The organism is Microbacterium trichothecenolyticum (assembly GCF_041938625.1).
Lineage (GTDB): Bacteria > Actinomycetota > Actinomycetes > Actinomycetales > Microbacteriaceae > Microbacterium > Microbacterium trichothecenolyticum_D.
The window spans coordinates 4,055,359-4,075,756 of sequence record NZ_CP169427.1; the positions used below are offsets into that span (position 1 = coordinate 4,055,359).

The window sequence follows — 20,398 nt, forward strand, 5'->3', positions numbered from 1 at the left end:
CCGGTTCTTGCATTTGGTCAACCGGTTTGTCACAATGGTCGTCGGAATCACCCTCGATCACCGTCGATGAGCCAGGAGTCACCGTGGACCAGAACCAGACCGTCGCAGACGCGCCACCCGTCGCGCGATCCGCCATCCGCAAGGTGTCGATCCGCCTCGTGCCGTTCGTCGCGCTGATGTTCTTCATCAACTACCTCGACCGCACCGCGATCGGCTTCGCCGCCCCCAACGGCATGAACGAAGACCTCGCCCTCAGCGCCGCTCAGTTCGGCTTCGCGTCGGGCGTCTTCTTCATCGGCTACATCCTGCTCGAGGTGCCGTCGAACCTGGCGCTGCACAAGTTCGGCGCCCGCCGGTGGCTCTCGCGCATCATGGTGAGCTGGGGCATCGTCGCGCTGCTGTTCACGTGGGTGCAGAACTTCGAGCAGCTCGTCGTGCTGCGCTTCCTCCTCGGCGTCGCCGAGGCCGGCTTCTTCCCCGGCGCGATCCTCTTCCTCAGCCTCTGGGTGCCTGCGCAGTACCGCGGCCGCATCCTCATGCTCTTCTACCTGGCGCAGCCGCTCACGACCGTCATCGGCGCCCCGCTGGCAGGCTGGCTCATCCAGCAGCACGAGGTCTTCTTCGGCCTCGAGGGCTGGCGCTTCATGTTCTTCGGCGTCGCGATCCCGGCGATCATCGTCGGCGTCATCGCCTGGTTCTACCTCAAGGACAAGCCCGCCGACGCGAAGTGGCTCACCCGTGACGAGCAGGTCTGGCTGACCGACGCGCTCGACCGCGAGAAGGCCGCCACGCAGAAGAAGGAGCACGGCCACGTGTCGGCGCGCTTCGCCTTCAAGAGCGGTCGCGTGTGGGTGCTCTCGTTCATCTACTTCGGCTTCATCTACGGCCTGTACGCGCTGGCGTTCTTCCTCCCCACGATCATCGAGGGCTTCCAGACGCAGTCCGGCGTCACCTTCGACACGCTGCAGAAGGGCCTCATCACCGCCATCCCGTACCTGCCGGCCGCCGTCGTCATGTACTTCTGGTCGCGAGACGCGTCCAAGCGCGGCCTCAAGACGTGGCACATCGCGGGTCCCGCGATCGCCGGTGCCGTCAGCATCCCGCTGGCGCTGTTCATGGGATCGCCGGCCGCCACGATCGCGGTCATCACGGTCACGGCCTGCGCGATCTTCGCCGCCCTGCCCAACTTCTGGACGCTGCCCACGCGCTTCCTCACGGGAGCCGCGGCTGCCGCAGGTGTCGCGCTGATCAACACGATCGGCAACCTGGCCGGCTTCTCGGCCCCGTTCGTCACGGGCTTCGTACACGACTGGACCGGCGGCTACGAGGTGCCGATGTTCATCGTCGGCTTCGTCATGCTCGTCTCGGCGGTGCTGATGGTCGTCCTTGCCCGCAGCAACCGCATCAACCCGGTCGTCGTCGACGACGCGGATGCTGCGCCCGCCGTGGACGCGGAGGCCCTGCACGCCGCGGCCGACCCCCAGGGCGACGCGCGATGACCCGTCTCTGGAACGAGCCGGCGGACTTCGCCGACGAGATGATCGACGGGTTCGTCGCGGCGAACGAGCGGTACGTGCGCCGGGTACCCGGTGGTGTGGTGCGCTCGACGGTGTCGCCGGCCGGTCAGGTCGCGGTCGTGGTCGGCGGCGGCTCGGGCCACTACCCCGCGTTCGGCGGGCTGGTGGGTCCCGGGCTCGCGCACGGCGCGGCGATGGGCAACCTGTTCGCATCGCCCTCGACACAGCAGGTGTTCGCGGTCGCGAAGGCGGCTGACAACGGCGGCGGCGTGTTCTTCTCCTACGGCAACTACGCCGGCGACGTGCTGAACTTCGACGCGGCGCAGGAGCGCCTGCGCGCCGAGGGCATCGCATGCGAGACCGTCACGGTCACCGACGACATCGTGTCGGCGTCGGCGGGCGAGAAGCACCGGCGCCGCGGCATCGCGGGCGACCTGACGGTGTTCCGCATCGCGGCCGCGGCCGCCGAGTCCGGTGCCGACCTCGCCGAGGTCACGCGACTGGCCCGCCTCGCCAACGAGCGCACCCGGTCGTTCGGGGTCGCGTTCACCGGCTGCACCCTCCCCGGTGCCGAGCAGCCGCTGTTCACCGTCCCCGAGGGGCGGATGGCGGTCGGCCTCGGCATCCACGGCGAGCCGGGCATCGACGAGACCGACATCCCCACCGCCGACGGACTCGCCGAGCTGCTCGTCGAGAAGCTGCTGGCCGAGGTGCCCGACGGGGTCGAGCTCGCGGGTGCCCGCGTCGTTCCCATCCTGAACGGCCTCGGGTCACTGAAGTACGAGGAGATGTTCGTCGTCTACCGGCGCATCGCGCAGCTCTTGACGGACGCCGGCCTCGAACTTGTCGACCCGCACGTGGGCGAGTACTGCACCAGCTTCGACATGGCGGGCACCTCGCTCACCCTGTTCTGGCTCGACGAGGAACTCGCCCCGCTGTGGGACGCTCCCGTCGACACTCCCGCGTACCGGCGCGGCTCCGTCGCACCGCAGCAGCGTCTCGTCGCCACCGACAGCACCGCCGTCATGGCCGAGGCGATCGAGCCCGGGGACGAGGCATCCCAGTCCGTCGCCCGCACCGTGCTCGCCGCGGTGCGCACGATCGTCGACACCGTCGATGAGCATGTCGACGAGCTCGGCCGGATCGATGCGATCGCCGGTGACGGTGACCACGGCATCGGCATGCAGCGCGGCTCGCACGCGGCCCTCGCCGCCGCGACCGCCGCCGTCGACGCCGGTGCCGGCGCCCGCACCACGCTCGCGCACGCCGCCGACGCGTGGAGCGACAAGGCGGGTGGCACCTCGGGCGCGCTGTGGGGCGTCATCCTCAGCGCGGTCGCCGCGAAGCTGGGCGACGAGGGCCGCCCCGACGCCGCCGCCATCGCCGCGGGCGTCGCGGCCGGATCGCGCGGCGTCACCGACTACGGCAAAGCCGAGATCGGCGACAAGACGATGGTCGACGCACTCGTGCCGTTCAGCACCACCCTGACCGGTGCGGTGGATGCGGGCGCGGGCCTCACCGATGCGTGGCGGACGGCGGCGGAAGCTGCCACCCGCGCCGCGATCGCGACGGCCGAGCTCCTCCCCCGCATGGGCCGCGCGCGCACGCACGGCCAGAACAGCGTGGGCACCCCCGACCCGGGCGCGATCTCACTCGCGCTCATCGTGACCGCCGTGGGCGAGACGCTCGCGGCCGAGAACAAGAAGGAGAGCGCGAATGCCTGAGCCGCTGCGCATCGTGATCGGCGCCGACGACGCCGGCTTCGACTACAAGGAGATCCTGAAGAAGGACCTCCTCGCCAACCCCGGCGTGGTCGAGGTCATCGACGTGGGCGTGGACGCCGACGGCCACACCCCGTACCCCAGGGTCGCCATCGAAGCCGCGCAGCAGGTCGCCGCCGGCACCGCCGACCGCGCGCTGCTGATCTGCGGCACGGGCCTGGGCGTCGCGATCGCGGCGAACAAGGTCCCCGGCATCCGCGCCGTCACCGCCCACGACTCGTTCTCGGTCGAGCGCGGCGTGCTGTCCAACAATGCGCAGGTGCTCACCATGGGCCAGCGCGTCGTCGGCATCGAGCTCGCCCGCCGCCTGGTGCGCGAGTGGCTGACCTACCGGTTCGACACCACCTCGGCATCGGCCGACAAGGTCGCCGTCATCGACGAGTTCGAGACCACCGGCTCCTGCTGATGACCGAGCACGAACTCCTCAGAACCGCACCGGACTCGCAGGAGTCCGCCCGGAGTCCGCAGGCTTCGCGCGAATCTGAGGAGTTGGTGCACCCCCAGGTCACGGTCGGGGTGAGCCTGAAGACGTACTTCGGGCACGAGCGGGCACGCGCGTGGTTCGCCGATGTGGCGGCCCGCGTCGCCGGTCACCCCGCCGTGGCCGCCGGGGATGTGCGGTTCTTCGTCATCCCCAGCTACCTGCAGATCCTCCCCGCCCTGGCCGCGTTCGCCGGCACGCCGGTGCTGGTCGGCGCGCAGGACGTCTCGGCCTACCCGCCGGGCGCGTACACCGGCGAGGTCACCGCCGAAGAGCTCGCCGAGGTCGGCGTCCAGGTCGCCGAGATCGGGCACGCCGAACGCCGCCGCCTGTTCGACGAGACCGACACCGTCACCGCCGGCAAAGCTGCCGCCGCGCTCAGCCACGGCATCACCCCGGTGCTCTGCATCGGCGAGGCCGAGCACCTCGGCGCCCCCGCCGCCGCCCTCGCGAACGTCGAGCAGCTCGCCGCGAACCTCGAGCAGGTCCCCGCCGGACCTGTCATCGTCGCGTACGAGCCGGTCTGGGCGATCGGCGCCGCCGAGCCCGCTCCCGACGCGCACATCGCCACCGTCACCCGGGCCCTCCGTGCCGCCGTCGACGCCGATCCCGCCCGCGCGGGCAGCGTCGTCATCTACGGCGGCTCCGCCGGCCCCGGCCTGCTCACCCGCCTCGGCGATGCCGTCGACGGACTCTTCCTCGGCCGCTTCGCCCACGAGGTCGACGCCCTCGTCGCCGTGCTCGACGAGGGCGCCGCGCTCGCCTCGTCCCGAGCGGGGGTCGACGCATGATCGGCCTCGGGACCTACGCGTTCTTCTGGCAGCACTCCGACCAGGTGCCGGAGCCGCTCTCGCTCGTCGGCGCGTTCGAGGCGACGAAGGAGCTCGGCGTCGACCTGTTCCAGATCTGCGACTTCGCGCCCCTCGAGGCCATGACCGGCTCCGAGCTCACCGATGCCGCGGCCGCGGCGCGCGACCTCGAGCTGATGATCGAGCTGGGCACCAAGGGCATCGAGCCGCATCGACTGACCCGCTTCCTCGACCTCGCGAGCGCGTTCGACACCACGCTGGTGCGCAGCATGCTCTACTCCGCCGAGACCCGGCCCACACTGGAGCAGGCCGAGGAATGGCTGCGCGCCGTGCTCCCCTCGTTCGAGGCGGCCGGCGTCGACCTCGCGCTCGAGACGTACGAGCAGGTCTCGACCGAAGACCTCGTCGCCCTCGTCGAGCGCACCGGCAGCAACCGCCTGGGCATCTGCCTCGACCCGGCGAACGTCGTCGCGCGCCTCGAGCGTCCGCGCGACTGCGTCGAGCAGACCGCCGCGCACGTCAAGAACGTGCACGTCAAGGACTTCGCCTTCGCCCGCCAGCCGGGCTGGGTCGGCTTCACCTACGGGGGCGCGCCCATGGGCGACGGCCTCCACGACTACCCCCACCTCCTCGAGACCGTCCGCCCGCGCGAGCGCGGGATCAACGAGGTCGTCGAGCACTGGCTCTCCTGGCAGGGGGATGCCGAGACCACCGTCCGCACCGAGCGGGAATGGACCCGCCGCACCATCGAATATCTGAGGAGCACGACATGAGCACGACCACCACCGACACGTACAAGATCGCCGTCGTCGGCGCCGGCGGGAAGATGGGCATGCGTGTGTCCAACAACCTCGTCAAGACCGACCACACCGTCTGGTACGTCGAGAACTCGCCCGCCGGCCAGCAGCGCACGATCGACGCGGGTCGTGAGCTGACGGATGCCGCCACCGCCGTCGCCGACGCCGACATCGTCGTCCTGGCCGTCCCCGACCTCGCCCTCGGCCCCGTCACCGCCGATCTCGTGCCGCAGCTGAAGTCGGGCGCGATCGTGCTGACGCTGGACCCGGCCGCCGCGTACGCGGGTCTGCTCACCACGCGCGAGGACGTCGTCCAGGCCGTCGCGCACCCCTGCCACCCGTCGGTGTTCCTCGAGCGCACCACCAAGGAGGAGTGGGCCGACACCTTCGGCGGCATCGCCGCCCCGCAGGACGCCATCGCGGCCGTCGATTCCGGCGACCCGGCCCACAAGGCGATCGTCGAGGCCACGGTCCGCGCGATCTACGCCCCGGTCATCGACGTGCACTTCGTGACCGTCAAGCAGCTCGCCCAGCTCGAGCCGACCCTGGTCGAGACCGTCGCCTGCATGATCGGCGCACTCCTCAACGAGGCGCTCGACGAGGCGATCAACACCATGGGCGTTCCCGAGGCGGCGGCGCGCAGCATCCTGTACGGCCACACCCAGGTGGCGCTCGCCAACGGCCTGCGCGGCGACAACCCGTTCTCGGACGCGTGCCTGATCGCCATGGACTACGGCCGCGAGTCCATCATCAAGGAGGACTGGAAGAAGATCTTCCGCGATGACGAGCTCGACAAGAATCTCGCGCGCATGCTGCACCTCGACCACATCGAGCGCTGATCCATGGGCCAGCTGGAGGGCAAGACCGCGCTGGTCACGGGCGGGGCGCTCGGCATCGGCCTGGCCGTCGCGACGCGGTTCGCCCGTGAGGGCGCGCGGGTGATCCTCGCCGACCGCAACGGCGAGGGCGCGGCCGCGGCCGCCGCCGAAATCGGCGAGAACGCCCGTGCCGTCACGATGGACATCTCGGACGAGGACGCGGTCGCCGCCGCCTTCGCCGAGGTCGAGGCGGCCGGCTGGGCGCCCGACGTCGTCGTGGCCAACGCCGGCGTGCAGCTGTTCGGGCAGGACGCCCCGGCGGCAGATCTCGACCTGGACGTCTGGCGCCGCACGATCGACATCAATCTGACGGGCACGTTCCTGACCGTGAAGCACGCGGTGCGCTCGATGCTGAAGAGGGGTGGCGGGTCGATCATCCTGACCGGCAGCCCCACCGCGGTCAACGGCGAGGGCAAGGACTTCACCGCCTACAGCGCGTCGAAGGCCGGCATGCACGGCCTCGCCCGCACGGTCGCCGCCGCATACGCCGACAAGGGCATCCGCGTGAACACGGTGCAGCCGGCGTACACCGAGACGCCGCTGGTGGCCGCGATCAGCGAGGACCCCGCCTCCCGCGCCGCGATCATCAGCCGCATCCCGATCGGCCGCGCCGGCACTCCCGACGACGTCGCGGGCATCATGGTGTACCTCGCGAGCGACGACGGCGCCTTCGCGACGGGAGCGACGTTCCAGGTCGACGGCGGCATGACCTCGCTCTGACCCCGATCACCGACTGCTCACCTGTCACGATCCGCCGCCACCGGTGGCACATCGTGACAGGTGAGCAGCATCTCCGGACGAACACGAACTGCTCACCTGTCACGAACTGCCGCCACCCGTGGCACATCGCGACAGGCGAGGCGAGGATGGAACGATGACGGACCTGTGGAACGGCGAGCCGGCGCGCGAGTGGAAGAGCGGCCCATGGTCGCTCGAACTCCGTGACGACGAGTTCGCCGACATCGCCTACGAAGGCCACGTCGTGCTCCGTTCGGTGCGCGCTGTCGTGCGCGATCGCAACTGGGACACCGCGGACCTCGTGGTCGACCGCGTCGACGCGTCGGGCATCGCGCTGACGCTGCACGTGCACTCGGTGGGTCTCGGCTCGGACCTCCGCGGTGTCGTCCGCGCCGAGGTGCGCGGTACCGGGCGCCTCCGCCTGCTCGCCGACCTCGAATCTGCCTCGGAGTTCCAGACGAACCGCACCGGTATCATCGCGCTGCACCCGCCCGCGCTCGCGGGCGCCGCGATGGACGTCCGCCATCCCGACGGCGAGGTGACGCACTCCCGGTTCCCCGCCGACATCAGCCCGCATCAGCCCGCGTTCGACATCGCCGGCCTGTCGTGGTCGCACGACGGCCTCGCCGTCGACGTGCGCTTCGCCGGTGACGTCTTCGAGATGGAGGACCAGCGCAACTGGACGGATGCCTCGTACAAGACGTACAGCCGCCCGCTGGCGCTGCCCTTCCCGTACACGCTCGCGGCGGGTGAGCGGATCGTGCAGTCGATCGACATCAGGGTGTCGGGAACCCCGACGCCGGTGGACGAGGACCGGGTCACCCGCATCCGGCTCGAGGAGGGCCCGGCGCTCCCCGCGATCGCGGTGTCGGCGTCGACCGCGCCCGATCCTGATCCCGCCTTCGCCCCCACGGGCTCAGCGGTTCTCGTCGAGCTCGACCTCGCGACCCGCAACTGGCGCGCCGCACTCGACCGGGCGGCAGCATCCGGTCTCCCGCTCGATGTCAGGTTCGTGCTCGCAGACGACGACCCCACGGCCCTCGACCACGCCGTGCCCGCGTTGCACGATCTGTCCGTCGCGCGCGTCACCGCGTTCCCGCCCACGGGCGCGGCGCGGCACGTGTCGGACATCGACGCGATCGGCGCCCTGCGCCACGCGCTCACCGAGGCGGGCATCGAGGCCGAGGTGGTCGGCGGCGCGCGCTCGCACTTCACCGAGCTCAACCGCGAGCACCACCGTCTTCCGCGAGGCCTCGACGGGATCGTGTTCAGCAGCACGCCCCTGTTCCACAGCCTCAGCTCCGCCCAGCTCGTCGAAGCGGTGCCGATGCAACGACTGGTCGCGACCCAGGGAGTGCGCCTCGCCGCAGGACTGCCCGTACACATCGGGCCGATCTCGCTCCGGCCCCACTTCAACGACGTGGCGACGACGCCGCCGCCCATGCCGGCGCACGACGACCTGCGCGACGGCTACGGCTCGGCTCTGACCGACGCCGTCGACCCGCGCCAGGCGGCTCCCGAACTCGCCGCGTGGACCGTCGCGAGCGCCGCCGCCTTCGCCGTGCCCGGAGTCGCGACCCTCGCGTATTTCGAGGAGTGGGGCCCTCGTGGGGTGCGCACGGTCGACGGCATCACCCAGCCGGCGTTCGACGCCGTCACCGCGCTCGCGGCGCTCGCGGGCGAGCCGGGCCTTCGCGGCGGCTCCCCCGACGGCCTCGTATGGGCGCTCGGTGCCCGCACCGCCGACGGCGACGTCGTGCTCATCGCCAACCTCGACCGCCGTTCGCGCACCGTCGAGGTCGAACTCCCGGGCGGCGAGACCCGCACCGCGGAGCTCGCCCCCGGATCCTTCGTCCGGGTCTGACTCAGGCCTCGCGCCAGACGCGCACGTCCCAGCGGGCGAGCGTCACCCTCGATGCCCGCCTCGAACACCGTGTCATCGAGGACGGATGCTGCGGCCCGCGCGACGACCACCGGTCAGCCCCCGACGCGCGTGATGCGCAGCGCCAGCGCCTCGCCCTCGGGCAGCTCGACCGGTGCGGACGCACGATCGAACGCGTCGTTGCGCTGAACGTCGTCGAGCGTGAACGTTCGGCCGACCGGTGTCACCGTCATGTTCCACGTGTCGATGACGTCGACCTCGAACCGGTCGCCGGCCTCCGGCCGCTCGCCGGAGACGCCGATCGGCAGGCGGAAGTCCCACGTCGCCGGCGCCGAGGCGCCGAGGTACTGCACGTAGAGGCGACGGGGGATGCCGGCGACATACGCCGGGTCGTCCCACTTGTCGATCGGGTCGAGGCCCGCTCCGTCGACCTCCTCGAGGATGGTGCGCAGGAAGGCCAGCCGCGCGGGCGACTCGCCGCGGAACGGACCGCCCTCGACCATGTGGAGGCTGCCCGACTCGGTGACGAAGCTCTCGCCGTGCGAGGCGTACGTGCCGGCGACCGTGGCGATCCAGAACTGGTGCACGAGCTGCTCGGCGTCGAGGTGGCCCCAGCGGTCGGGGATGTCGCCCTCGTACTTGATCTCGTCGAGCACGACGGGCTTGCCATAGACGTCGCGGTAGAGGTTCGCGCGGCCGAAGTCGGTCGTGACCGCGCCGTTCTGGATGGAGGCGTGGGTCACCCACGGTTGGTTGTTGTCGTAAAGCTCGATCCAGTTGTGGATGGAGCGGAGGTGATCGTACGGGTCGATCTCGGCGAGCAGCTCGCCGGTGCGATCCCAGCGGTCGTCCGGGCGCTCGAGCTGGTCGAACTCGTTGCACAGCGACCACCACACGTGCGGGTGGGCGGCGAGCCGAGCGACGAGGTAGCGGAGGTAGATCGCGTCTTCCTCCTCGGTGAGCTCGTGCAGGCCGAACTGCCCGCGGTCGTACGCGTTGTAGATGAGCACGTCGGCCTGGATCCCGCGCTCCCCGAGCACCTCGACCGCGCGGTCGAGTCGCTGGAAGAACCCCGGGACGGGCTTCGTGACGTCCCATCGTCCGTCGGTCTTCTCGAACGGCATGAGCGTCGGGACGTGCTCGATGTAGCCGCCGCCCTGTGGGAACACCATGAAGCGGAACTTGTTGAAGCCCGCCTCCGCGACCGCGTCGACCGTAGAAGAGAACAGCGGCTCGTCCTGATGGAGCCAGTTGTACGCGGTCGCACCGACTGGCCGGAACGGCGTGCCGTCGGCATGCGCGAAGTGGAAGCGATGCGCCACGCGCACCGGCCCGTGGTCGGTGCCGCGCACCGCCTCGAACGCGCCCGTCAAGGCCGAGAGCGCAGCATCCGTGCTCTCGCTCGTCCACGACCACTCCCCCTCGAGGTCGGGCGCGAACCGCACGCGGTAGGCGGTTCCGCCATCCCAGAAGCCGGGGACGACGCGCTCGGCTCCGGATGCTCCGTGCCGCGCGCGCACGGTGACGGGCGTGCGGTCCGCGGGGATCACGTCGCTGCCGGTGAACGTCAGCTCGACGGGGCGGTACAGCTCGGACTGGGGAGCGCGGAGCGCTGAGGACACGGGGATTCTCCTTCGATGTCGTATCCGTGTGGGGTGCAGGGGTTCAGTGTGCGCGGCGTGAGCTCTCGCGCACGATCAGCTCGGGCTCGTAGACGTGCTGCGCCGCGGCGCCGTCGGCGTGTGGCCCGGTCCCATGCTCGATCGCCTCGAACAGCAGGTCGACCGCGGCCGCGCCGAAGTCGTCGTGGCGCGCGCGCACGCTCGTGAGCGGGATGAGGGAGGCCTCGGCGAACTCGTTGTCGTCGTACCCGACGAGCGCGAGGTCGCCGGGAACCGAGACGCCGCCCGCCACCAGCGCCTGCAGCAGGCCGAGCGCCAGCACGTCGTTCGCCGCGAACACACCGTCCGGCCGCTGGGCCGCAGGGCGAGCCGCCAGGGCCGCACCGACCGCGCGTCCGGCGGCGATGGACCGCTCTGCGACCTCGATGACCTCCGGAGGATCGACGGATGCTGCGACCGCGGCGTTCCGCATGCCCTCGAGGCGATCGCTCACCTGCTGCACGGGCAGCGGGCCGCCGACGAAGGCGAGGCGGCGGCATCCGTTCGCGATGAGGTGCTCGCCCGCCTGCCGGCCGCCCGAGACGTCGTCGATCGACACCGATGGCTGGCGCTCGTCACACGCGCGGCGGCCCACGAGGACCGAGGGTGTGCCGCGCTCGCGCATCGCGGCGAGCCTCGCCTCGATCGGCTGGAACGAGGAGACGAGCAGGCCGCGCACCTGACGCTGCTCGAAGGCCTCGAGATAGGCGTCCTCGCGCTCGCGGTCGCCGTGGGAGTGGGCGAAGAACACCGTCATGCCGAGTCGCTCGGCGCGGTACTCGACCTCTTGCGCGAGCTCGCTGAAACGCGGGTTGCTGACGTCGGGCGAGAGGTAGCCGATGAGGCTCGAGACGCCGAGGCGCAGCTGGCGGCCGGCGCTCGACGGCACGAAGCCGAGCTCGTCGATCGCCTCGGCGATGCGCCGTACCCGCTCGGCCGACACCCGATCGGGGTGGTTGAGGTACGCCGAGACCGTACCGACCGCCACGCCGGCGCGGGCGGCCACCTGACGGATGCCGGGACGGGACATCTCAGCGCCAGTCGTGCTCGGCGACGAAGCCGAGCCGCTCGCGGATCTTGCGGGTCGACATGAGCGACTCGAACTCGCCGAGGTCGGAGGCGACCGGGGTGCCGGGGAACCAGCGCTCGGCGACCTCGCGGGAGGGCTCCGCGTTGCCGGAGTCGGCCGCCGCGACGTTGTAGACCTCGAACCCCGGCTCGGCGGCGCCCAGTGCGAGGGCGACCGCGAGCGCCCCGTCGCGGGCGTCGACCCACGAGCCGACGAGGTCGCGGCGGTAGTCCGGCTCGGCGGCCCGCTCGAACGTCGCGTACTCGTCGGGCCCGACGACGTTGGTGAAGCGCAGGGCGGTGATCGACGTCTCGGGCGTCCATCGCACGAGCTGCGCGGCGATCGCCTCTTCCGCCACCTTGCCGAGGCCGTAGGTGTTGTTGGCACTCGTGTACGTCTCGTCGACGGGGAGGAACGGCGGCGCCTCGTCGAACGGGAAGCCCATCGCGGTGATGCTCGACGCCAGCACGATCGTGCGGATGCCGGCGCGGTGCGCCGCGAACAGCGCGTTGAACGACACCGCGACGTTGTTGTGGAAGGTCGCGGCATCGGGCACCAGCCCGTTCACGGGGATCGCCGCGAGATGCACGAGAGCATCGAGCCCGTCGTGGCGCGCACTGACCGAGAGGAAGGCATCGAGGGTCTGACCGAAGTCGGTGAGGTCGACCCGCGTGAAGCCCGCGCCCGGTGCGCCCGCGAGATCGAACCCCATCACCTCGTGGCCGTCGGCGCGCAGCCGCTCCACCGTGGCCCGCCCGAGCTTGCCTCCGCTGCCGGTGACGCCGATCCGCATGTCGTTCCTCCGTGTACTACCGATCGCCGCTTGAAACGTTTCGATCTCCGTGCGACACTCACTGTACACGCCAGAACTGAAACGTTTCGAACTGCGAGCATCTCTGCTCGCCCGTCGCGAAACGTCGCCCGGGTCGACACTTCGTGACAGGTGAGCAGCAGTGAGACCTGAAGTCGCCGTCCAGGCGCCGCCGCCGAACCAGGAAAGGACCCGATGTCCGTCATCGTCGACCCACCCCGCATCGAACACCATCGCGAGCCGCTCGGCATCGGGGAACGGATGCCGCGCCTCTCGTGGCGCGTCGCCTCGGCCCCGTCCGGCTGGCGCCAGACGTCGTACTCGGTCGAGGTCGACCGCGGCGGCGAGGTCACGACCTACGTCATCGACTCCGGCGAGCAGGTGCTCGTCGCCTGGCCGGCCGAACCCCTGCGCTCGCGCGAGATCGTTTCGGTGCGGGTCGCCGTTCGTGGTGCGGACGGCGCGTGGTCCGCAGCATCCGTCCCCACCGTCCTCGAAGCCGGATTGCTCGAGCCCTCGGACTGGGTCGCCCGGCCCGTCGGCTCGTTCCGAAACGAGAACCCCATGTCGGACCAGCGCCGGCCCTCGCTCGTCCGCCGCGGCTTCGACGTGCGCGACGGGCTCATGCGCGCCCGCCTCTACGCGACGGCGCACGGCGTGTACGAGGCCGAGCTCAACGGCGCTCGCGTCGGCGACGACACGCTCTCCCCCGGCTGGACCGTGTACGGCAAGCGCCTGCGGTACTACACGTACGACGTGACCGACCTCGTGGCCCCCGGCGCCAACGCGCTCGGCGCCTGGCTCGGCGACGGCTGGTACCGCGGGCGGCTCGGCTGGCGCGGCGGCTTCCGCAACCTCTACGGCGACGACCAGTCGTTCCTCGGCCAGCTCGAGCTCACCTACGCCGACGGGTCCCGCGAGATCGTCGCGACCGACCACTCGTGGCGTGCGGCGCCGAGCCCGATCCTCGCGAGCGGCATCTACGACGGCGAGGACTACGACGCCCGCGAGGAGCTGCCCGGATGGTCCACCCCCGGCTACGACGACTCGGCGTGGGAGGGCGTGCAGGAGCGCCACCGCGACCCCGCGACGCTCGTCGCGCCGACCGCTCCCCCGGTGCGCTCGACCGAGGAGGTGCAGCCGGTCGCGGTGCTGACGGGGCCGAGCGGCTCGCGCATCCTCGACTTCGGCCAGAACCTCGTCGGCCGCGTGCGGATCCGCGTCTCCGGCGAGGCGGGCACCACGGTGAGCCTGCGCACGGCCGAGGTCATGCAGGACGGCGAGATCTACACCCGACCGCTCCGCGCGGCCCGCTCCACCGACAACTACACGCTCGCCGGCCGCGACGTCGAGGAGTGGGAGCCCCGCTTCACCTTCCACGGGTTCCGCTACGTCGAGGTCACCGGCTGGCCGGGCGACCTCGACGCCGATGCCGCCGCCGGAGCCCTCGTCGCCCGGGTCTACCACACGGATCTCGAGCGCACAGGGTGGTTCGAATCCTCCGACCCCGCGCTCAACCGCCTGCACGAGAACGTGAGGTGGGGCATGCGCGGCAACTTCGTCGACATCCCCACCGACTGCCCGCAGCGCGACGAGCGGATCGGCTGGACGGGCGACATCCAGGTCTTCGGGCCGACGGCCTCCACCCTCTACGACGTCTCGGGCATGCTCTCGGGGTGGCTGCAGGACCTCGCGATCGAGCAGCTGCCCGACGGCACCGTCCCCTGGTACGTGCCGGTGATCCCCGCCGACAAGGCGTGGACGCCGATGCGCCCCGGCGCCGCGTGGGGCGATGTGGCGACGCTCCTCCCCTGGACCCTGTACGAGCGGTTCGGCGACGTCGGCGTGCTCGCCGCCCAGTGGGACAGCGCGCACCGCTGGGTCGACCTGCTCGAGCGCATCGCCGGCCCGACCCGGCTGTGGGACACCGGCTTCCAGCTGGGCGACTGGCTCGACCCGGCTGCTCCGCCGGACGACCCCGCCGATGCGCTCACGGACCGCTACCTCGTCGCGACGGCGTACTTCGCGAAGTCGACGCGCACGGTGGCTCGGATGGCGGAGGTGCTCGGGCTCGCCGACGAGCGCGCGCACTACGACGCGCTCGCCGACGAGGTGGTGGCGGCCTTCGAGGCGGCGTACGTGAACGACGACGGCACGATGACCAGCGACGCGCAGACGGCGTACGCGCTCGGCCTGCGGTTCGACCTCATCACCGATCCGCAGCGACGGGATGCTGCCGCCACCCGCCTCGCCGACCTCGTGCACGCGGCGGGCAACCGCATCGCGACGGGCTTCGTGGGCACGCCTCTCGTCTCCGACGCGCTGAGTTCGGGCGGCCAGGTGCCGGCCGCGTACGACCTGCTGCTCGAGCGCGAGTGCCCGTCCTGGCTCTACCAGGTCGAGCAGGGCGCGACGACGGTGTGGGAGCGCTGGGACTCGCTGCTGCCGGACGGCACCGTCAACCCGGGCCAGATGACCTCGTTCAACCACTACGCGCTCGGCGCCGTCGCGGACTGGATGCACCGCGTCATCGGCGGGCTCGCCCCCGATGCCCCCGGCTACCGGCGGATCCGCTTCGCGCCCCGCCCGGGCGGCGGGCTCACGTCGGCCTCGGCGCGCCAGCTCACCGCGTACGGCGAGACGGCGATCTCGTGGCGCATCGAGGGCGGGCAGCTGCACGTCGAGCTGACGGTCCCCGTCGGCGCCGAGGCCGTCCTCGACCTCGAGGGCGCCGACGCGGAGACGCTGACTCATGGCACGCACACCCGTTCGGTGCCCGTGTCGATGAGGGTCGCCGTCCCTGCCTGATCCGAGCTCGATCGCCGACCGTGTCGGATTTCGGATGCTGCGGGCCGCAGCATCCGAAATCCCCGGTCGCTGTGTGAATCCGCAGGCCGCGGCACTGGCGTTCTGCGCGGAGAGTGAATATCCTTTCGTTAGCGAATCCGAATACACACTGCGGATCGCCACGATCGGAGACGCCGTGCCCCTGACGCCCTACACCCGGCCCGCGGACGGGCAGGTGCGCCTGCTCACGAAGGTCGCGCGCATGTACCACGAGCGTGGTGTGCGCCAGGCCGACATCGCGGCCGCGCTCAATATCTCACAGGCCAAGGTCTCGCGTCTGCTCAAGCGCGCAGAATCCGTGGGCATCGTGCGCACGATCGTCACCGTCGCCCCCGGCGTCTACGCCGATCTCGAAGAACAGCTCGAAGCGAAGTACGGCCTCGCTGAGGCCGTCATCGTCGACGTCGATCCCGAGGCCGACGAGAGCGAGCTGCTGGCCTCGCTCGGCGCGGGGGCGGCCGCGTACCTCGAGGCGACCCTCTCGGGCGCCGACCGCATCGGCGTCTCGTCGTGGAGCCAGACGATCCTCGCGATGGTCGACCGCATGCGCCCCTTCACGGTGCGCGGCGCGACCGAGGTCGTGCAGCTGCTCGGCGGCGTCGGCGCCCCCGAGGCGCAGAGCCACTCGAACCGGCTGCTCGGCGAACTCGCGCGGACGCTCGGCGCGGAGCCCGTCTACGTGCAGGCTCCGGGCGTCGTCGGCGACCCGGCGATCCGCGACAGCCTGTTACAGGATCCCTCGATGCAGGAGGTCGCGCGCCACTGGAACGAGCTCACGATGGCGATCATGGGCATCGGCAGCATCGAGCCGTCCGACGCGCTCGCCGCAAGCGGGAACGCCTTCGCCGCCGAGGAGCGTCAGGCGCTCCTCGACCAGGGCGCCGTCGGCGACATCTGCCACCGCATCTTCCGCGCGGACGGGTCGCTCGTGCGCGGCGCGCTCGACGACCGCATCATCGCGATCACCGTCGAGAACCTGCGGCGCATCCCGCGCCGCGTCGGCATCGCCGGCGGCGAGCGCAAGCTCGAGGCGATCCACGGCGCCCTGGCCGGCGACTGGGTAACGACGCTCGTGACCGACCTGCGCTCGGCCGAGGCCCTCGCCGAGCGCTGACCGGCGCGGCCGGGTTCAGCGCGCGGAGAGGGACTCCGCGAGGCGCTCGACGCCGAGGCGGGGGCTCGTGAGCACGGGCACGTCGACCGATACGGCGTCGGCGGCGGAGGCCATGGACGCCTGAGCCAGCACGATGACGTCGGCCTCGGCGGCGCCGCGCTCGATGGCGGCGGCGACGAGACGGTCGTGGGCCGCGCGGTCACCGCCTGCCACAGCAGCGAACGCGCCCTCGATGACCTCGCTCGTGAACTCCGGCTCGACGCCGGCGAGGGCCGCGCGCTCCTGGAGCAGGCCCAGGGTCGGGCGGCACGTCGTCGGCAGGGTCGCAAGCACACGGATGCGGCGTCCTGTGCGCACCGCAGCATCCGCCATCGCTTCATCCACACGGAGGACCGGCACACCTGCCGCCGCGGCGGCGGGCGCGGCGAGCTCGGAGATCGACGAGCACGTGAACATCACGGCATCCGCTCCCCCCGCCGCCGCTGCGCGCACGAGGTCGTCGATGCGCTCGGGCACCGAGTCCGCGCGCGCCTCATCGCCGAGGTCGGCGACGATACGGTCGTCGAGATAGTTCACGACGGTCGCGCCCGGGAGGAACTCCGCAGCCAGCGCGCCGAACGGCGCGATGTTGACGGCTCCGGTGTGCAGGAATGCGATGCGCGGTGGGGTCGGGGTCACGGGACCAGCCTCTCAGCTTCTCAGCCCTTGAGGGCGCCGCCGGACATACCGGCCATGATCTTCTTGTTGAGCGTGAGGAAGAGGATCAGCAGCACGACGATGTTGATGCTGACGGCCGCGAAGAGCGGGCCGTACTGCGTGGAGCCGTACTCGTCGCTGAGGCTCAGCAGACCCACCTGGATGGTCGCGAGCTCGGGCCGAGTGGTGAACGTCAGCGCGATGAGCAGGTCGTTCCACACGCTGAAGAACTGCACCAGGCCGATCGTGAGAATGGCGTTCTTCATCATCGGGACGCCGATCACGAAGAACGAGCGCAGCGGACCCGAGCCGTCGACGGTCGCGGCCTCGAAGATCTCTCGCGGCACCGACCGGAAGTACGTCGCCATGAGGAAGGTCGTCAGCGGGAGCCCCATGACGGTGTACGTGATGATGAGCGGCCACAGCGTGTCGGTGATGCCGATGCGGAAGTACGTGATGAACAGCGGGACGAGGATCATCTGACCGGGCACCATGATGCCCGCGAGGATGTACAGCAGAACGCCGTTGCGGCCCTTCCAGATCATCACCTCGAGCGCGTAGCCGGCGGCGACGCCGATGAAGACGATGAAGATCACCGACGGGATCGTCACCAGCACGCTGTTGAGCCAATTGCGTGCGACGTTGCCGTTGGTGAGGGCGGTGACGTAGTTGTCGAAGTTCCACGTCTCGGGAAGTGACAGCGCGGGGTTCGAGAGGAACTCGGACTGGGTCTTGAACGAGCCGAGCACCATCCACACCTGCGGGTACAGCACCACGACCATCAGGACCGCGACGAGGATCCAGACGGGCAGGCGGCGGAGCGCCTTCACGGCGGTGCGCTTGGCGCGGCCCGGTCCGGGCCGCCGCACCGTCGGGGTTGCCACGGTGTAGGCGGGCTTCTCGGTGTGCGTCAGAGTCATGTCAGACCTCCGCCTTGCGGCGCGACGAGCGGAAGATCGCCAGGGTGAACACCAGGCAGAGCGCGGTGAGGAGGACGGCGATCGTCGAGCCGTAGCCGTATTCGGCGTACTCGAACGCGGTGCGATACATATACAGGGTCATCGGCGCGGTGGACGTGCCGGGTCCGCCGCCGTTCAAGGCGAGCAGGCTGTCGAAGACCTTGAGCGTCGCGTTGAGGCTGAAGATGATCGACGACAGCAGGATCGGCAGCGACAGCGGCACCACGATGTGGCGGACGAGCTTCAGTCCGTTGGCGCCGTCCAGGCGGGCGGATTCGATCACCTCTTCGGGGATGTCGAGCAGCCCCGCGTAGAGGAGCACGGCGTAGAAGCCCATCGAGCTCCACAGCGTCATGAGGATCGCCAGGGTCATGGTGCCCACGGTGGAGGCGAGCACCTCGACGCTCTCGCCGCCGAAGAAGTTGATGATGTCGTTCACCGGGCCCTGGTTGTCGCCGACGGCGACGAAGCTGCGGAACAGCAGCGCCACGGCGACGGTCGGGAGCACGGTCGGGAAGAAGACGAACGTCCGCACGAGCGTCGAGCCCTTGCGCAGGACGAAGACGTACAGGAGAGCGAGACCGTAGCCGAGGGCGACCTGCCCGATCGTGGCGACGACCGCGAAGAACACACTGACCCACATCGACTGGAGCGCGTTCGGGTCGGTGAAGAAGGTGGCGAAGTTCTGGAGCCCCACCCAGTCGAACCCGCGGAGCGAGTTGCCCTCGAAGAAGGAGAGACCGAGGGACCAGCCGACCGGCACCACCTTCAGCAGGGTGTACAGCACCAGAGCCGGTGCCAGCAGGATGAAGATCGTCTTCCGATCTCCGAAGATCGAGTTCATCTGCGAACTGCTTTCTCTCTCGAAGAGCCGGCTCCCCGGGCGAGCGCCCGGGGAGCCGGTACGGGGTCTCAGCCGTTGGCGTCGATGCTCGCCTGGAGCTGGGTCATGTACTCCTCGGCGGTCATCTGGCCGGTCGTCAGCAGCGTCGCGTTCGTCGAGGCGAGCGAGTTGCTCTTCGAATCCATGAGGGCCTCGAACCACAGTACGGTCTCGTCGATGCCCGCGATGCGCTCCTGGATCTCGGCGGTGTTCTCCGAGATGTCGGTGACCTCGCCGTTGACCGCGAAGCCCGAGATCACGCCGGCGTCCTGCAGGGCCTGCTGGCCGTAGTTCTCGGCGATGCAGCTGATCCAGTCGACGACCTTCGGGCCGAACTGCTCGGCGTTGATGATCATCGGAGCGCCCGCGTTCGCGGCGTACTGGTCGATCGAGCCCTTGCCGCCCTCGACCTCGGGGAACGGCATGAAGCCGACGTTCTCGCCGCCGATCTGGTTGCGCTCCGGGTCGTTGATGGCGCTGAGCAGCCACGAGCCGTCGTACGTCATCGCGGCCTGGCCGGTGAGGAACATGTTCGACGACGTGTCACCGTCGCGCGTCGAGAAGCCCTCGCCGAAGTAGCCGGCCTCGGCGAAGTCCGCGAGCGCCTGCGCGCCGGCGACGTACTCGGGCTCGGTGAGCTTCGCGTCACCGTCGCGCACCGCGGCCATCGCGTCGGGACCGACGTTGCGGAAGATGTACATGCCCATGATGCGCGTGAGCGGCCAGCCGTTGGCGCCGGCCTCGGTCATGGGCACGACGCCCGCTTCCGCCAGGGTGTCGGCAGCGTCGAGAAGATCGTCCCACGTCTGCGGCTCTTCGAGGCCGTTGTCGGCGAAGATCTCCTTGTTGTAGAAGATCCCCTCGATGTTGTACTGGTACGGCATCGAGTACATGCCGCCGTACACCTGCTCGACGGTCGACGCGGCGGCCGGAAGGACGTTGTCCCACGCGCCGGAGCCCTCCAGCGCGGCCTTCAGGTCGCCGACCAGGCCCGCCGCGTTGAGGTCGCCGTCCGGGCGGATGAGCGCTGTGCCGGCGATCGTGTGGGTCGGCAGCGCCCCCTGGCTGGCGAGCAGCGTCACCTTCTGGACGGTGTCGGCCTGCGCGACCTTCTGGTGCTCCAGCGGAAGCGCCTCGTTCTCGGCCTCGCAGGCACCCTCCGAGAGCGCGGTGAGCTGCTCCTCGAGCACGGGGTTCTCATTCGCCGTCATGACGCTGAATGCTTCGGGATCGGTCCCGCCGGCACCGGCGCCGCCTCCCTCGGACGATCCGGTGTCGGGGGTGCCGCTACCGGCACAGGCGGCCAGCGGCAGCACCGCGGCGAGTGCGATTCCCAGCGCCGCGATGCGGCGGCGGTTGCTGCGGGTGTTCATAGCGTCCTCCTTGACGACGACCATGCGGGTGAAAGGTACGACCACGACAGTAGGGACGATTTCGATGTGTGTCAACAGTCAGTACTGAAATTCTATTCACTT

At 70.5% G+C, this 20,398-nt stretch carries 17 protein-coding genes; 10 read left to right on the forward strand and 7 right to left on the reverse strand.

Features of this window, described 5'->3' with window-relative positions:
- The first annotated feature begins 83 nt into the window (after positions 1-83).
- The 8 genes from ACEYYH_RS18825 (at position 84) to ACEYYH_RS18860 (ending at position 8,865) form a co-directional block, all read left to right on the forward strand.
- Complete coding sequence (locus tag ACEYYH_RS18825; protein WP_374975824.1) at positions 84-1,499, forward strand: MFS transporter; 1,416 nt, start codon at positions 84-86, stop codon at positions 1,497-1,499.
- Complete coding sequence (locus ACEYYH_RS18830; RefSeq protein WP_374975825.1) at positions 1,496-3,241, forward strand: dihydroxyacetone kinase family protein; 1,746 nt, start codon at positions 1,496-1,498, stop codon at positions 3,239-3,241. Before ACEYYH_RS18825 ends, ACEYYH_RS18830 begins: the two co-directional genes overlap by 4 nt.
- A complete protein-coding gene (locus ACEYYH_RS18835) occupies positions 3,234-3,704 on the forward strand; it encodes a ribose-5-phosphate isomerase (protein WP_374975826.1) in 471 nt (156 codons plus the stop codon). The genes ACEYYH_RS18830 and ACEYYH_RS18835 overlap by 8 nt, the downstream gene beginning before the upstream one ends.
- 86 nt (positions 3,705-3,790) lie before the next feature.
- A complete protein-coding gene (locus ACEYYH_RS18840; RefSeq protein WP_374978261.1) occupies positions 3,791-4,570 on the forward strand; it encodes a triose-phosphate isomerase family protein in 780 nt (259 codons plus the stop codon).
- Complete coding sequence (locus ACEYYH_RS18845) at positions 4,567-5,361, forward strand: sugar phosphate isomerase/epimerase family protein (RefSeq protein WP_374975827.1); 795 nt, start codon at positions 4,567-4,569, stop codon at positions 5,359-5,361. Before ACEYYH_RS18840 ends, ACEYYH_RS18845 begins: the two co-directional genes overlap by 4 nt.
- Positions 5,358-6,224: a phosphogluconate dehydrogenase C-terminal domain-containing protein gene (locus ACEYYH_RS18850; RefSeq protein WP_374975828.1), complete on the forward strand. Its 867-nt coding sequence runs from the start codon at positions 5,358-5,360 to the stop codon at positions 6,222-6,224. The genes ACEYYH_RS18845 and ACEYYH_RS18850 overlap by 4 nt, the downstream gene beginning before the upstream one ends.
- A 3-nt stretch (positions 6,225-6,227) precedes the next feature.
- Entirely contained in the window at positions 6,228-6,983 is a 756-nt protein-coding gene (locus ACEYYH_RS18855; protein WP_374975829.1) for an SDR family NAD(P)-dependent oxidoreductase, read from the forward strand.
- Positions 6,984-7,137: 154 nt separating this feature from the next.
- Positions 7,138-8,865 (forward strand): hypothetical protein, encoded by a 1,728-nt coding sequence (locus tag ACEYYH_RS18860; RefSeq protein WP_374975830.1) that lies wholly within the window; start codon positions 7,138-7,140, stop codon positions 8,863-8,865.
- A 113-nt stretch (positions 8,866-8,978) separates the two neighbouring features.
- Here the strand turns inward: ACEYYH_RS18860 and ACEYYH_RS18865 are convergent, their stop codons facing one another.
- Genes ACEYYH_RS18865 through ACEYYH_RS18875 form a run of 3 tightly spaced genes read right to left on the reverse strand, consistent with a single transcriptional unit; the run spans position 8,979 to position 12,406 of the window.
- Positions 8,979-10,505: a DUF4038 domain-containing protein gene (locus ACEYYH_RS18865; protein WP_374975831.1), complete on the reverse strand. Its 1,527-nt coding sequence runs from the start codon at positions 10,503-10,505 to the stop codon at positions 8,979-8,981.
- 43 nt (positions 10,506-10,548) lie between these two features.
- Positions 10,549-11,574 (reverse strand): LacI family DNA-binding transcriptional regulator, encoded by a 1,026-nt coding sequence (locus ACEYYH_RS18870; RefSeq protein WP_374975832.1) that lies wholly within the window; start codon positions 11,572-11,574, stop codon positions 10,549-10,551.
- Between the two features lies 1 nt (position 11,575).
- Positions 11,576-12,406: an NAD-dependent epimerase/dehydratase family protein gene (locus ACEYYH_RS18875; protein ID WP_374975833.1), complete on the reverse strand. Its 831-nt coding sequence runs from the start codon at positions 12,404-12,406 to the stop codon at positions 11,576-11,578.
- A gap of 213 nt (positions 12,407-12,619) precedes the next feature.
- On the opposite strand from ACEYYH_RS18875, the gene ACEYYH_RS18880 reads away from it, so the two are divergent.
- The gene (locus tag ACEYYH_RS18880; protein ID WP_374975834.1) at positions 12,620-15,232 is read left to right on the forward strand and encodes a family 78 glycoside hydrolase catalytic domain; all 2,613 of its coding nucleotides are present in this window, start codon (positions 12,620-12,622) and stop codon (positions 15,230-15,232) included.
- A gap of 175 nt (positions 15,233-15,407) precedes the next feature.
- Positions 15,408-16,385, forward strand: coding sequence for a sugar-binding transcriptional regulator (locus tag ACEYYH_RS18885; RefSeq protein ID WP_374975835.1), 978 nt, complete (start codon positions 15,408-15,410; stop codon positions 16,383-16,385).
- Between the two features lie 15 nt (positions 16,386-16,400).
- Here the strand turns inward: ACEYYH_RS18885 and ACEYYH_RS18890 are convergent, their stop codons facing one another.
- The 4 genes from ACEYYH_RS18890 to ACEYYH_RS18905 form a co-directional block, all read right to left on the reverse strand.
- Entirely contained in the window at positions 16,401-17,063 is a 663-nt protein-coding gene (locus ACEYYH_RS18890) for an aspartate/glutamate racemase family protein (protein WP_374975836.1), read from the reverse strand.
- A gap of 20 nt (positions 17,064-17,083) precedes the next feature.
- Positions 17,084-18,001, reverse strand: coding sequence for a carbohydrate ABC transporter permease (locus tag ACEYYH_RS18895; RefSeq protein WP_374975837.1), 918 nt, complete (start codon positions 17,999-18,001; stop codon positions 17,084-17,086).
- Between the two features lies 1 nt (position 18,002).
- Positions 18,003-18,884 carry a carbohydrate ABC transporter permease gene (locus tag ACEYYH_RS18900; protein ID WP_374975838.1) on the reverse strand — a complete coding sequence of 294 codons (882 nt, stop codon included), beginning with the start codon at positions 18,882-18,884 and terminating at the stop codon, positions 18,003-18,005.
- Between the two features lie 68 nt (positions 18,885-18,952).
- Positions 18,953-20,296 (reverse strand): ABC transporter substrate-binding protein, encoded by a 1,344-nt coding sequence (locus ACEYYH_RS18905; RefSeq protein ID WP_374975839.1) that lies wholly within the window; start codon positions 20,294-20,296, stop codon positions 18,953-18,955.
- Positions 20,297-20,398: the final 102 nt, after the last annotated feature.

Coding starts and splice junctions, on each gene's coding strand:
- ACEYYH_RS18830 (WP_374975825.1), top strand. CDS start 1,496: ATGACCCGTCTCTGGAACGAGCCGGCGGACTTCGCCGACGAGATGATC.
- ACEYYH_RS18900 (WP_374975838.1), bottom strand. CDS start 18,884: ATGAACTCGATCTTCGGAGATCGGAAGACGATCTTCATCCTGCTGGCA.
- ACEYYH_RS18905 (WP_374975839.1), bottom strand. CDS start 20,296: ATGAACACCCGCAGCAACCGCCGCCGCATCGCGGCGCTGGGAATCGCA.
- ACEYYH_RS18845 (WP_374975827.1), top strand. CDS start 4,567: ATGATCGGCCTCGGGACCTACGCGTTCTTCTGGCAGCACTCCGACCAG.
- ACEYYH_RS18875 (WP_374975833.1), bottom strand. CDS start 12,406: ATGCGGATCGGCGTCACCGGCAGCGGAGGCAAGCTCGGGCGGGCCACG.
- ACEYYH_RS18835 (WP_374975826.1), top strand. CDS start 3,234: ATGCCTGAGCCGCTGCGCATCGTGATCGGCGCCGACGACGCCGGCTTC.
- ACEYYH_RS18895 (WP_374975837.1), bottom strand. CDS start 18,001: ATGACTCTGACGCACACCGAGAAGCCCGCCTACACCGTGGCAACCCCG.
- ACEYYH_RS18880 (WP_374975834.1), top strand. CDS start 12,620: ATGTCCGTCATCGTCGACCCACCCCGCATCGAACACCATCGCGAGCCG.
- ACEYYH_RS18870 (WP_374975832.1), bottom strand. CDS start 11,574: ATGTCCCGTCCCGGCATCCGTCAGGTGGCCGCCCGCGCCGGCGTGGCG.
- ACEYYH_RS18850 (WP_374975828.1), top strand. CDS start 5,358: ATGAGCACGACCACCACCGACACGTACAAGATCGCCGTCGTCGGCGCC.
- ACEYYH_RS18855 (WP_374975829.1), top strand. CDS start 6,228: ATGGGCCAGCTGGAGGGCAAGACCGCGCTGGTCACGGGCGGGGCGCTC.
- ACEYYH_RS18860 (WP_374975830.1), top strand. CDS start 7,138: ATGACGGACCTGTGGAACGGCGAGCCGGCGCGCGAGTGGAAGAGCGGC.